The sequence below is a fragment of the Aeromonas sp. 75A genome, assembly GCF_051919425.1.
GTDB classification, from domain to species: Bacteria; Pseudomonadota; Gammaproteobacteria; order Enterobacterales; family Aeromonadaceae; genus Aeromonas; species Aeromonas veronii.
The window spans coordinates 2,666,573-2,678,957 of the sequence record NZ_JBQBES010000002.1; the positions used below are offsets into that span (position 1 = coordinate 2,666,573).

The window sequence follows — 12,385 nt, forward strand, 5'->3', positions numbered from 1 at the left end:
GGATAAAAGAGTGTGATAAAATCGCCCGCTGATTTTTCAGGTTTTGAGAGTCGATACAGATGAAGATCACCCTGCCCGATTTTGAAAAAGCCCGCGTTCTGGTCGTTGGCGATGTCATGTTGGACCGTTACTGGCATGGCCCTACCGGTCGGATCTCCCCCGAGGCGCCGGTGCCCGTGGTCAAGGTTGAACACATTGAGGAGCGTCCCGGTGGCGCGGCCAACGTGGCCCTCAACTCCGCCGCCCTTGGCGCTCACGCCGTGCTGCTTGGCCTGACCGGTCAGGACGAGGCTGCCGATGCCTTGGCTGGCCAGATGGCTGGCGTCAAGGTGGCCTGTGATTTCGTTCGTCTGGCCGACTTCCCGACTATCACCAAGCTGCGGGTGCTGTCACGCAACCAGCAGCTGCTGCGTCTGGACTTTGAAGAGCCCTTCCACTCCGTCGATGCCACCCTGCTGATGAGCAAGGTCGAGCAGGCGCTGCCGAATAGCGACGTGATGATCCTCTCCGACTACGGCAAGGGTGCTCTCAACGACGTGCCAGGCATGATCCAGCGCGCCCGTGCCGCCGGTATTCCGGTGCTGGTCGATCCCAAGGGGACCGACTTCGAGAAGTACCGCGGTGCCACCCTGCTGACCCCCAACATGTCCGAATTCGAGGCCGTGGTGGGCAAGGTGAAGAGCGAAGAGGAGCTGGTCACCAAGGGGCTGGATCTGGTCAAGCGTTTCGAGCTGGATGCCCTGCTGGTCACCCGTTCCGAGAACGGCATGACCCTGATCCGCGAAGGTCAGCCGGAGCTGCATCTGCCGGCTCAGGCCCACGAGGTTTACGATGTGACCGGTGCCGGTGATACCGTCATCTCCACTCTGGCTACCTCACTGGCGGCAGGCAAGAGCCTTGACGAAGCCTGTGCGCTGGCCAATACCGCTGCCGGTATTGTGGTCGGCAAGCTGGGTACCTCTACCGTCAGCCCGGTCGAGCTGGCCAACGCCCTCTACACCGAGCAGGAGACAGGCTTCGGCGTGATGTCCGAAGCCCAGCTGAAAGTGGCGGTTCGTGCCGCCCGTCTGCGTGGCGAGAAGGTGGTGATGACCAACGGCTGCTTCGACATCCTGCACGCCGGCCATGTCTCCTATCTGGCCAATGCGGGCAAGCTGGGGGATCGCCTGATCGTGGCGGTCAACACCGACGAGTCGGTTCGCCGTCTGAAAGGGCCGGGTCGTCCGGTCAACCCGACCGAGCGCCGCATGGCGGTGCTGGCTGCGCTGGGCGCGGTGGACTGGGTAGTGCCGTTTGGTGAAGATACCCCGCAGCGCCTGATCGCCGAGATCCTGCCGGACCTGCTGGTCAAGGGCGGTGATTACAAGCCGGAGGATATCGCCGGTTACGCCGAGGTGACCGCCAATGGCGGCGAGGTGCGCGTTCTCAACTTCGAGGATGGCTGCTCCACCAGCGACATCATCAAGACGATCCGCGAGCGCGGCTAACGCGCTGCTGGCCCCGCAATCTGGCGGGGCTCACTATCGGCGGTAGCAAGCCGACAGAAATACGGATAACAAAAAGGCGACCTTGCGGTCGCCTTTTTCATGTCCGATAGCGGCTATCGGCCTTTGGCTTTTGCCGTGGCAGGCATCAGACCCTGGTTTACTTCCACCAGATCCTGCGCTTCCAGAATACCGGCAGCCTGTTTCAGGCTCAGGATATTGAGAATGTAGTTGTAACGGGCTTCCGAGAGCTTCTGCTTGGCCTCGTACAGCTTGCGAGTGGAGTCCAGCACGTCGACGATGGTACGGGTACCCACTTCGTAACCGGCTTCGGTCGCCTTCAGGGCGCTGTCGGCGGAGACCACAGACTGGCTGTAGGCGCGCACCGAGCCGATGCTGGCGTTCACGTTGTTGTAGGAGGAGCGCACAGTGCTCTGCACCGAGCGGAAGTTCTTCTCCAGCAGTTCGCTGGCTGCTACGTAGTTGTATTGAGCCTGCTTCACCTTGGAGCTGGTGGCGCCACCGCTGTAGATGGGCAGCTTGAAGGTCAGACCGATATTGGCCTGATTGTCATTGCCGCCCGGAATGCTATCCAGCTTGTAATCGGTATTGCTGGTTTGCAGTCCGGCACCCAGATCCAGAGTCGGCTCATGGCCGGTCTTGGCGAGATCGATCTGCTCCTTGGCAATGTCCTTGCTGATGCGGGCACTGTGCAGTTGCAGGTTCTTGTCCAGCGCCAGCTCCAGCCACTTGTCGGAGCCGAAGGCGGTCTTCTGCGGGCTGAAACGATCTGTGTTCAGCACGTCCAGATTGCGGTGATCGATACCGGTCAGCTCGCGCAGGGTCTCGTAGCTGTTGTCCAGCGAGTTTTCTGCATTGATCTCGTCAGCCAGCGCTTGGTCGCGGGAGGCTTCGGCTTCATGGACGTCGGTGATGGCGGTCAGGCCCACTTCGAAACGCTGCTGGGTTTGCTCCAGTTGACGCTCTACCGCAACCTTGTTGGCACGGACGAACTCCAGGGTATCCATCGCCTTGAGCACATCAAAGTAGGCTTTGGCGGTGCGCACCATCAGGTTCTGGATCTCGAGGTTGTAGGCGACATCTGACTGAGTGGCCTGCTTCTCGCTGATATCCAGATTGACCCAGTTACTGCGACGATAGAGGGATTGCGACAGCGTCACTTCACCCTTGGCGTTGGTATTGCTCTGGGTATCGTTCTTGTTTTGCAGATAATTGAGCCCGGCACCCAGATCGATCTGGGGCAGCAGAGGAGCACGGGATTCGTTGATCTTCTCGAAGGCCTGGTCGCGAACGGCTTTGGACTGCAGCAACTGCGGGTCTTTGATCTGGGCTTGCTGGTAGATGTCGAGCAGGTTTTCGGCATGGGCACCGGCACTGACGCCCAGCAACACCATGACTGACAAAAGTGTTCTTTTCATAGATCGTTTTAACCTTATGTAGTAACCCAAACTGGTTGCTGGAGAGGCAAATATTGTCACCGACCAAGCTTGATTGCAGCTTAATCACTCTACTATAAGCAAAATTTAATGCTAAGAGTCTCAGGTCCGGTGACGGGAACGTCAAGAACCGGACGCAGTTTTCTCCCCGCGCGCCTAGCCAAATGGCCTGTGGCTGCTAAAATCCACCCCTCATTACCATGGCACGCCGAGTGAATGAACGTTCATTCATGTTCCTCGGATTTTATGGTCAAACTGATACAAGTCAAGCTGACGGGAGCCTCGGATGTCGCAGCAACCCTTGCCGCAAGATCGGCATTACGCCGCCGATGATGTGAAAATCATTGAAAAATCAGCTGGATATAACGGCTTCTTCAAGGTGAACGTCTATCGTTTGCAGCATCGGTTATTTGCAGGCGGCTGGAACCAGCCCATCGTGCGCGAGCTGTTCGAGCGGGGCCATGCTGCCGCGCTGCTGCCCTATGATCCGGTGCGCGACCAGATCGTGCTGGTGGAGCAGTTCCGCATCGGCGCCATGGAGACCAGTCCGACCCCCTGGCTGCTGGAGCTGGTGGCCGGCATCATCGACGAAGGTGAGACCGCCGAGGCGGTGGTGCGTCGCGAAGCGGTGGAAGAGGCCGGTATCGAGGTTGCCCGCTGCGAGCATGCCATCAGCTATCTGGTGAGCCCGGGCGGTAGCACCGAGCGGATCGAGGTCTTTGTGGGCGAGGTGGATGCCAGCAAGGCCGAGGGGCTGCACGGTCTGGCTGATGAGGGTGAGGATATCCGGGTGCATGTGGTGAGCCGCGAACAGGCCTACGCCTGGCTCAAAGAGGGACGCATCGACAATGCGGCCTCGGTCATTGCCCTGCAGTGGCTTGCCCTCAACCATGGCGAGCTGCGTGCCCGCTGGTTGGCGGATCGCTGAGGTGGCGCTGACCCTGCAACAGAGCAGGCGCTATGTGCCGGATTTGATGTCTTTGCAGAGAACCTGCGAGGTCAACTACATGGCGTTGATGAAACTGCTGCCGCCTGATGGGGAAGTCGGCGCCGAGCGCCGCTATCGGGTCGGCAACGATCTGCAGTTCCAGCTCACCATCATTGGCGAGAGTCGCTTCACCAATCAGGTGATCCTGAGCCAGCACAACCCCGAATTGCCCGAATATTTACAAGCTCAGATAGAGATTCGTTTGTATCATGATGTGCGGATGGCGGAAGTGTGTGCAGCGCAACAGATTTCCCGTTTGCAACCACGTTATGATTATCCCAATAAAAAGATGCACCAGCGGGACGAAAAGGAGCAGGTAAATCTGTTTCTGGCCGAATGGCTAAAATTTTGTCTCAGACATGGTACCAGCCCGATCAATATCTCCAGTTGAACAAATAAAAAGAAGCGTGATTTTGGAAACAGAGCTCCCCCAGGCGCAGGACGGCAGTGTGCGCCTGTTGCAAATTACCGACACCCACCTCTTCGCGAGTGCCGAAGGGCGGCTGTTGGCTGTGCGCACCGCAGAGAGTCTGGCCGCCGTGCTGGAACAGGTGCAGGCCAATGAACACCCCTACGAGGTGATTCTGGCGACCGGCGATCTGTCGCAGGATCACAGCCCGGAATCCTATCAGCGTTTCGCCTCCATGATGGCGCCTCTGGGCCGCCCCATCTACTGGCTGCCGGGCAATCACGATGACAGTCCGCTGATGACCGAATATCTCCATGCCGCCGGGATCAGCGAATCCAAGCAGCTGGTGGGCGACCACTGGCAGGTGATCCTGCTCGACACCCAGGTGCGCGGCAAACCCCACGGCATGATTGGCGATCACCAGTTGGCCGCCCTCGATCGCGCCCTGCGTCAATATCCTGATCGCCACGCTCTTATCACCCTGCACCATCAGGCGGTGCCGGTGGGCTGCGCCTGGCTGGATCAACACAATCTCAAGAATGCCGATGACCTGTTCGCCGTGCTGGCTCGTCATCCGCAGCAGAAGACCATCCTGTTTGGCCACGTCCATCAGGAGTTTGACGAGGTGCACCGCGGGGTGCGGCTGATTGCCAGCCCCTCCACCTGCATTCAGTTCAAACCGCTCTCTGATGGCTTTGCGCTGGATGAATCCGGCCCGGGCTGGCGCTATCTCACCCTCTATCCGGATGGGCGGGTGGCCAGCGAGGTGTGGCGCCTGCCGGTGGGGCAGTTTGTGCCCGACCCCAACGCCACCGGTTATTGAGGAGAGCATTCCATGAAGTCGGTTCTCCTTTATCTGCACGGTTTCAACTCCTCACCGGGCTCCGCCAAGGCGCAGCAGATGGCTGCCTGGGTGGCCGCCAACCGGCCCGACATCGAGGTGATCATTCCGGCCCAGCCCAATACGCCAGCGGCGGCCTGGGCGGCTATCGAGCAGACCATCGCCGATCTGCAGGGTCGTTATGGTAGTGAATTCAAACTCGGCGCCGTGGGCAGCTCCCTCGGTGGCTTTATGGCGACCCGGGTGAGCGAGCAGTACGGCTGCCGCGCTGCACTGATCAATCCGGCGGTGCGCCCGCATGAGCTGCTTTGCGACTACCTCGGCCCCCAGACCAATCCCTATACGGGTGAGCAGTACGAACTGCTGCCTGAACATATGGATGAGCTGCGGGCACTGGCGGTACCGGTGGCGGCGCCGGAGCGACTCTGGATCCTGCAACAGCAGGGAGATGAGGTGCTCGACTATCGCAAGGCGCTGGATGAATACCGCTTTGCCCGCCTCTCGCTGGAGTGCGGCGGCAACCACGCCTTTGTCGCGTTCGAGCGCTACCCCGCCCAGATCATCCGTTTCCTCGGGTTATAGTCAGGTTTGAGTCAATAAGGGCGGTCTCGCCCTGCTTGTTCTTCTCCAGATCAAGCTTTCGGTGCGGGGAGTTTGTTCTACCCCCGCCTAGCAGTTAAGATTCCCTCCAAACGTCAATTCGCAAGGCCCTCCATGTCTACTCAATACAATGCGGATGCCATTGAGGTCCTCAATGGCCTTGAGCCGGTGCGTCGCCGCCCCGGCATGTATACCGACACCACCCGGCCCAATCACCTCGGCCAGGAGGTCATCGACAACAGCGTCGATGAAGCGCTGGCAGGTCACGCCCGCAATCTGGAGGTGATCCTGCATGAAGACCAGTCCCTCGAAGTGATCGACGACGGCCGCGGCATGCCGGTCGATATCCACCCGGAAGAGGGGGTCAGCGGGGTGGAGCTGATCCTCTGCAAGCTGCACGCGGGCGGCAAATTCTCCAACAAGAACTACCAGTTCTCCGGCGGTTTGCACGGGGTGGGTATTTCGGTCGTAAACGCCCTCTCCGATCGGGTCGAGGTGACGGTACGTCGCGACGGTCAGGTCTATGACATCGCCTTCGAGCGTGGCGAGAAGGTGCAGGAGCTGACCATCACCGGTACTTGCGGCCGTCGCAACACCGGCACCCGGGTGCGCTTCTGGCCGCAGGCGAGCTACTTCGATTCGCCCAAGTTCTCGGTCACCAAGCTGGAGCACCTGCTCAAAGCCAAGGCGGTACTCTGCCCCGGCCTCACCATCAAGTTCCTCGACAAGAACACCGGCATCAAGCTGGAGTGGTGCTACGAAGATGGCCTCAAGGATTATCTGGTCGACGCGGTCAAGCAGTTCACCTGCCTGCCGGAGCAGCCCTTTATCGGCTCCTTTAGCTCCGAACAGTCGGCGGTGGACTGGGCACTCTGCTGGCTGCCTGAAGGGGGAGAATGCCTCGCCGAATCCTATGTGAACCTCATTCCTACCGCCCAGGGCGGCACCCACGTCAACGGTCTGCGTCAGGGCTTGCTCGACGCCATGCGTGAGTTCTGCGAGTTCCGCAACCTGCTGCCGCGGGGGGTCAAGCTGACACCGGAAGATATCTGGGATCGCTGCGCCTACATCCTCTCCATCAAGATGCAGGATCCGCAGTTTGCCGGCCAAACCAAGGAGCGCCTCTCCTCCCGCCAGAGCTCGGCGTTTGTCTCCGGCGTAGTGAAGGATGCCTTCAGCCTCTATCTGAACAGCAACACCGAGCTGGCAGAGCAGATCGCCGAGATCTGTATCTCCAGCGCCCAGCGCCGGATGCGCGCCGCCAAGACGGTGGTGCGCAAGAAGATAACCCAAGGCCCGGCGCTGCCAGGCAAGTTGACTGACTGTAACTGCGCCGACCCCATGCAGGGGGAGCTGTTCCTGGTGGAGGGTGACTCTGCGGGCGGCAGTGCCAAGCAGGCGCGGGATCGCGAGTTTCAGGCCATCATGCCGCTGCGCGGCAAGATCCTGAACACCTGGGAGGTGGAGGCCGGTCAGGTGCTCGCCTCGCAAGAAGTTCACGATATCTCGGTCGCTATCGGGCTCGACCCCGACTCCGAGGATCTCAGCGGCCTGCGCTACGGCAAGGTGTGCATCCTCGCGGATGCGGACTCGGACGGTCTGCACATCGCCACCCTGCTCTGCGCCCTGTTTGTGAAGCACTTCCGCACGCTGGTGGAGAAGGGTCACGTCTATGTGGCCATGCCGCCCCTCTACCGGATCGATATCGGTAAAGAGGTCTACTACGCCCTCGACGAGGACGAGAAGAACGGTGTGCTGCAGCGGGTCGAAGCCGAGAAGAAGAAGGGCAAGGTGATGGTGACCCGATTCAAGGGTCTGGGTGAGATGAACCCGAAACAGCTGCGGGAAACCACCATGGATCCCAACACTCGCCGTCTGGTGCAGCTCACCATGGAGCCGGCAGGAGAGAGTGAAGGGGATGCGGCTGACGAGACCCTGCAGCTGATGGACATGCTGCTGGCCAAGAAGCGGGCGAGCGATCGCCGCGAATGGCTGGAAGAGAAGGGCAACCTCGCCATCATCTAAGCCGGTCAAGTGCGTGACTTGAGTGGCAGGAAGAGCCGTTAACTCTCGCGAGTGCGACCCATATACAAGGAGACAGGATGATAGCCAATACTCCCGAGCCCCCTTACTACGCAGTAATTTTTACCTCTCTGCGAACTGACGAAGATGCGGGTTACGGCGCGATGGCCGAATGGATGGTCGAGCTGGCTCAGCGACAGAGCGGCTTTCTGGGTGTGGAGTCAGCCCGTGACGGTCTCGGCATTACTGTCTCCTACTGGCGCGATCTCGAGTCCATTCGCAATTGGAAGGTGGAGCTGGAGCACAAAGAGGCCCAGCGGCTCGGACGTGAGAAGTGGTATAGCGCCTTCAAGACACGCATTGCACGGGTAGAGCGCGATTACGGCCTGTAAGGTGCTCGCCCCTCGATTTTTTGCGGCCAAGGCCGCGACCCAAATAATGAAGAGAACTATCACATGAGTGATGCTATCGAGCTCAGTCTGGACGGGGTAGAGCGCCAGCCAATGCGCACCTTTACCGAACAGGCTTACTTGAACTACTCCATGTACGTCATCATGGATCGGGCCCTGCCGCATATCGGCGACGGCCTCAAACCGGTGCAGCGGCGAATTATCTACGCCATGAGCGAGCTGGGGCTGTCGGCACTGTCCAAGCACAAGAAGTCTGCCCGTACCGTGGGTGACGTGCTGGGTAAGTACCACCCCCACGGCGACAGCGCCTGTTATGAAGCCATGGTGCTGATGGCCCAGCCCTTCTCCTACCGCTACCCGCTGGTGGATGGTCAGGGCAACTGGGGGGCGCCGGACGATCCCAAATCCTTCGCCGCCATGCGTTATACCGAAGCGCGGCTGTCGCGCTTCTCCGAGCTGCTGCTCTCCGAGCTGGGCCAAGGGACGGTGGAGTGGACGCCGAACTTCGACGGCACCATGAAGGAGCCGGTGGTGCTGCCCGCCCGCCTGCCACACATCCTGCTCAACGGGGTGACCGGTATCGCGGTGGGGATGGCGACCGACATCCCGCCCCACAACGCGCGGGAGGTGGCCTACGCCTGTGCCGAGCTGCTCGACAACCCCAATGCGGGGCTGGATGTGTTGATGCAGCACATTCAGGGGCCGGACTACCCGACCAACGCCGAGATCATCACCCCGCGCGACGATATCCGCAAAATCTACGAGACCGGCAAGGGCTCCATCAAGCAGCGGGCGGTCTGGAGCGAGGAGGATGGCGACATCGTCATCACGGCGCTGCCTCATCAGGCCTCCGGCGCCAAGATCATGGAGCAGATCGCTGCCCAGATGGTGGCGAAAAAGCTGCCGATGGTCACCGATCTGCGCGATGAATCTGACCACGAGAACCCGACCCGTCTGGTGATCGTGCCGCGCTCCAACCGGGTGGATGTAGAGGGGCTGATGGCCCACCTGTTCGCCACCACGGATCTGGAGAAGAACTACCGGGTCAACCTCAACATCCTCGGCCTCGACAACCGGCCGCAGGTGAAGTGCCTCAAGACCATCCTCAGCGAGTGGATCCAGTTCCGTCGCGAGACCGTGCGTCGCCGTCTGCAATTCCGCCTCGACAAGGTGCTGGCTCGCCTGCACATCCTCGAAGGCTTGCTGATCGCCTACCTCAACATCGACGAGGTGATCGAGATCATCCGTACCGAGGATGAGCCGGGCAAGGTGATGGTCGAGCGCTTCAACATAACCGAGACCCAGGCCGAAGCAATTCTGGAGCTGAAACTGCGCCATCTGGCCAAACTCGAAGAGTTCAAGCTGCGCGCCGAACAGAGTGAACTGGCCGAAGAGCGCGACAAGCTGGAGCTGATCCTGGGCTCCGAGCGTCGCCTCAACACCCTGCTCAAAAAAGAGCTGCTGGCCGATGCCGAGAAGTACGGCGACGATCGCCGCACCCCGCTGGTGGAGCGGGCTACCGCCGTGGCGCTGACCGAGAAAGAGCTTATTCCCAGCGAACCGGTCACCGTCATCCTCTCCGACAAGGGGTGGGTGCGCGCCGCCAAGGGCCACGATGTCGATGTGGCAGGGCTCTCCTACAAGGCGGGGGACAGCTATCTGGCCCACGCCTGTGGCCGCAGCAACCAGCAGGCGGTGTTCCTCTCCACGTTGGGGAGAACCTACGCCCTCGAATCTCACACCTTGCCCTCCGCCCGCAGTCAGGGCGAACCGCTCACCGGCCGCTTTGCGCTGGGGGCCGGTGAAGAGGTGCGTCATCTGGTGATGGGCAACGAAGGCGAGCCGTATCTGATCGCGAGCGACGCCGGTTACGGCTTTGTCTGTACCTATGACGATCTCATCGGCAAGAACAAGAACGGCAAGGCGCTGCTCACCGTGCCGGAAGGGGGTCTGGTAATGGCACCCCAGAAGATTGGCTCACCGGAGACCGATCTCTGCATGGCCATCTCCAACGAGGGGCGGATGCTGCTGTTCCCGATGAATACCCTGCCGGTGCTCGGCAAGGGCAAGGGCAACAAGCTCATCAGCATTCCGTCGGCGCGCGTCAAGGCGCGGGAGGAGTTTGTGGTGATGGCCGCCGTCATCCCGCAGGGCCAGTCGGTCACCCTGTTTGCCGGCAAGCGCAAACTGACCCTCAAACCCTCTGATCTCGACTACTACCGCGGCGAGCGCGGCCGCCGCGGCGCCAAGCTGCCCCGCGGTTTGCAGCGCGTCGATCGTATCGAGATTGAACCCGCCGCCGGTGCCGAACCGGCAGCCGGGGAAAATCAGGAAGGGTAATTAATATAGAAGGGCGCGAAAGCGCCCTTTCTGTTTAATATAAATTATTTCACGGGAGATGAAGAGAGATATTTTTTGCTGACCCATCCATATACGCCACTCTTGCTAATATATGCCCACTGATTTTCTTGATGGTGCAATAAAACAAAGTCCCCTTTAGAAAGAGATGTATTTATATTAGCTTTGATAGTTGGTGATGTACGCACGTTCAATTTTTTAGGAATAACATACCTTACCAATACCTTCGTAGATGCAGGTGTAGGTTTTTTGCTTTTTTCCTGATTTTCTATCGGAGATGAGTAGGTATAGGTGTTTTTATGGCAAGTTTTACTCCATGAAATACATGAGTTTCCACATGGCTGCCCCTTTTTACAGTTTTTGGCATAGGCTGGGGGAATTATTAGAAGGATGCTTGAGAATAATATAATCATCGTTTTTTTCATAAATAGTAAACTCACTTAAGCTGGGTTTATGTGTTTGGTTGGCTTTAGCAATATTATCAGAGTTGAGAAATGATATTCTGTGACTTATATCATTTATATTGCAGGTATTAATGATTGCCATTTTATGGCCGTTTCTGGCAACAAAATGATCTTTATCACACCTCTCAATTGACAAATGTGTTACTTTGTTTTTTTTTGTAATTAAAACCAGAGAGTCTAATATGAAGAAATTTCTATTTTTTATAGTGTTAACATCACTTATGAGTGGTTGTGCTGTATCTTATGACCCAAGTACATCATCAAAATCCACTCCGGTTGATTTTCCTCCACTTGGTCAGGTTAATACTGCATATGTGGGTGACAGCATGATGTCAAAAGGAATTCTTGTTGAGGGGGAGGCCATTGTACTTAAAAACGCTATAGATGGTGTGGCTTATGATATACCAAGTGGAACTTACGACAAACTAGGTTCTAATAATACAGCTGATGTATTTAAAACAGTTACTAGAGAAGGGCAAGTTGTTATACAAAATCCTTTCGCCGATCCGTACCAAGCGCTTGGAGTGAAGAAAAATAATCCAAATGAATTATGTGTTATTACGGTTTTCGGCATGTATTCTTGCTATGCTGCAAATTTTGAAGTAAAGAAAGTTTCTTCAATTAACTCGGCATCATTTCAGCAAACTTTGATTTATAGTGGTAAGATCGGAAATAAAATAAATATCGGGTATCGTGAAACTAGTAATGACATTGCTCGCCCTGCATTTAATAATGATGTCGAGTATGATTTAGGTGAATCACAAGAAATCGGCTATAAAGGTGCTGTAGTTGAAGTGATTTCTGCTGATAATCAAAAAATAACATATCGAGTGGTAAAGTCATTTAGATAGTTATATATGGCCATAGGTTTGCTTGGTGAAGCGTAATCAGACGATCTGCTGCAATTCGGCTGGAACGCCAACGGATCTCTCCTGTCCATAACCACCGAGATTGCGGTGTGGACGATTACGCTTTGCTAATCGACCCTACTTCTCTCTGTTTTCTTTAACGTGCTGCTGCTTGTCGGTGGCTTCTGTTGTGATGGTTTGCTCCCCCTCATCCCCGACCCTTCTCCCGCAAGGGGAGAAGGGAGCCCAGATCGCAGCAATTTTGGAATGCGTGACAGCTACGACTACAGGTTGGCAGACGCTGACCCCCTCTCCCCTTGGGAGAGGGTCAGGGTGAGGGGAAGCCCGCAGGTCTGATTAGCGAAGCGTAATCAGACGATCGCGAAAACAGGTTGCCGCAATTCTGCTGGTGTTCCAGCTGATCTCTTCTCTATATCCATCATCCATCGCCACCGGGATTGCGGTACGGACGATTACGCTTCGCTAATCGACCCTACTTCTCTC

Annotated in this window: 11 protein-coding genes; 9 read left to right on the top strand and 2 right to left on the bottom strand. The window is 57.6% G+C overall.

The genetic code is table 11. The features are described 5' to 3' along the window. Positions 1 to 59 precede the first annotated feature (59 nt). A complete protein-coding gene (gene hldE, locus ACTG2T_RS12490) occupies positions 60 to 1,487 on the top strand; it encodes a bifunctional D-glycero-beta-D-manno-heptose-7-phosphate kinase/D-glycero-beta-D-manno-heptose 1-phosphate adenylyltransferase HldE (protein WP_323892954.1) in 1,428 nt (475 codons plus the stop codon). A gap of 113 nt (positions 1,488 to 1,600) precedes the next feature. On the opposite strand, the gene tolC is transcribed toward hldE, so the two are convergent. Then, positions 1,601 to 2,923, bottom strand: coding sequence for an outer membrane channel protein TolC (gene tolC / locus ACTG2T_RS12495; protein WP_330125445.1), 1,323 nt, complete (start codon positions 2,921 to 2,923; stop codon positions 1,601 to 1,603). A 304-nt stretch (positions 2,924 to 3,227) separates the two neighbouring features. On the opposite strand from tolC, the gene nudF reads away from it, so the two are divergent. The 7 genes from nudF (at position 3,228) to parC (ending at position 10,551) form a co-directional block, all read left to right on the top strand. After that, positions 3,228 to 3,869, top strand: a complete 642-nt coding sequence (gene nudF / locus ACTG2T_RS12500; RefSeq protein WP_005335901.1) for an ADP-ribose diphosphatase — start codon at positions 3,228 to 3,230, stop codon at positions 3,867 to 3,869. Beyond that, positions 3,832 to 4,320 carry a DUF1249 domain-containing protein gene (locus ACTG2T_RS12505; protein ID WP_234917839.1) on the top strand — a complete coding sequence of 163 codons (489 nt, stop codon included), beginning with the start codon at positions 3,832 to 3,834 and terminating at the stop codon, positions 4,318 to 4,320. The genes nudF and ACTG2T_RS12505 overlap by 38 nt, the downstream gene beginning before the upstream one ends. A gap of 22 nt (positions 4,321 to 4,342) precedes the next feature. Then, positions 4,343 to 5,161, top strand: coding sequence for a 3',5'-cyclic-AMP phosphodiesterase (gene cpdA / locus ACTG2T_RS12510; RefSeq protein ID WP_041202814.1), 819 nt, complete (start codon positions 4,343 to 4,345; stop codon positions 5,159 to 5,161). Positions 5,162 to 5,173: 12 nt separating this feature from the next. Beyond that, the gene (locus tag ACTG2T_RS12515; protein ID WP_106844055.1) at positions 5,174 to 5,761 is read left to right on the top strand and encodes a YqiA/YcfP family alpha/beta fold hydrolase; all 588 of its coding nucleotides are present in this window, start codon (positions 5,174 to 5,176) and stop codon (positions 5,759 to 5,761) included. A gap of 132 nt (positions 5,762 to 5,893) precedes the next feature. After that, entirely contained in the window at positions 5,894 to 7,804 is a 1,911-nt protein-coding gene (gene parE, locus ACTG2T_RS12520) for a DNA topoisomerase IV subunit B (RefSeq protein ID WP_005335894.1), read from the top strand. Positions 7,805 to 7,881: 77 nt separating this feature from the next. After that, positions 7,882 to 8,193: an antibiotic biosynthesis monooxygenase family protein gene (locus tag ACTG2T_RS12525; RefSeq protein WP_330125446.1), complete on the top strand. Its 312-nt coding sequence runs from the start codon at positions 7,882 to 7,884 to the stop codon at positions 8,191 to 8,193. 63 nt (positions 8,194 to 8,256) lie between these two features. Then, positions 8,257 to 10,551, top strand: a complete 2,295-nt coding sequence (gene parC / locus ACTG2T_RS12530) for a DNA topoisomerase IV subunit A (protein WP_330125447.1) — start codon at positions 8,257 to 8,259, stop codon at positions 10,549 to 10,551. 44 nt (positions 10,552 to 10,595) lie between these two features. Here the strand turns inward: parC and ACTG2T_RS12535 are convergent, their stop codons facing one another. Beyond that, positions 10,596 to 10,994: an SH3 domain-containing protein gene (locus tag ACTG2T_RS12535; protein WP_129503245.1), complete on the bottom strand. Its 399-nt coding sequence runs from the start codon at positions 10,992 to 10,994 to the stop codon at positions 10,596 to 10,598. Positions 10,995 to 11,215: 221 nt separating this feature from the next. Here ACTG2T_RS12535 and ACTG2T_RS12540 point away from each other — a divergent pair, with 221 nt between their 5' ends. Further along, the gene (locus ACTG2T_RS12540) at positions 11,216 to 11,884 is read left to right on the top strand and encodes a hypothetical protein (protein ID WP_129503246.1); all 669 of its coding nucleotides are present in this window, start codon (positions 11,216 to 11,218) and stop codon (positions 11,882 to 11,884) included. Positions 11,885 to 12,385: the final 501 nt, after the last annotated feature.

Excerpts from the sequence above, each read along its gene's own strand:
- parE (WP_005335894.1), top strand. The coding sequence starts at position 5,894 with ATGTCTACTCAATACAATGCGGATGCCATTGAGGTCCTCAATGGCCTT.
- ACTG2T_RS12515 (WP_106844055.1), top strand. The coding sequence starts at position 5,174 with ATGAAGTCGGTTCTCCTTTATCTGCACGGTTTCAACTCCTCACCGGGC.
- nudF (WP_005335901.1), top strand. The coding sequence starts at position 3,228 with ATGTCGCAGCAACCCTTGCCGCAAGATCGGCATTACGCCGCCGATGAT.
- ACTG2T_RS12540 (WP_129503246.1), top strand. The coding sequence starts at position 11,216 with ATGAAGAAATTTCTATTTTTTATAGTGTTAACATCACTTATGAGTGGT.
- tolC (WP_330125445.1), bottom strand. The coding sequence starts at position 2,923 with ATGAAAAGAACACTTTTGTCAGTCATGGTGTTGCTGGGCGTCAGTGCC.
- hldE (WP_323892954.1), top strand. The coding sequence starts at position 60 with ATGAAGATCACCCTGCCCGATTTTGAAAAAGCCCGCGTTCTGGTCGTT.
- ACTG2T_RS12505 (WP_234917839.1), top strand. The coding sequence starts at position 3,832 with ATGGCGAGCTGCGTGCCCGCTGGTTGGCGGATCGCTGAGGTGGCGCTG.
- parC (WP_330125447.1), top strand. The coding sequence starts at position 8,257 with ATGAGTGATGCTATCGAGCTCAGTCTGGACGGGGTAGAGCGCCAGCCA.
- ACTG2T_RS12525 (WP_330125446.1), top strand. The coding sequence starts at position 7,882 with ATGATAGCCAATACTCCCGAGCCCCCTTACTACGCAGTAATTTTTACC.
- ACTG2T_RS12535 (WP_129503245.1), bottom strand. The coding sequence starts at position 10,994 with ATGAAAAAAACGATGATTATATTATTCTCAAGCATCCTTCTAATAATT.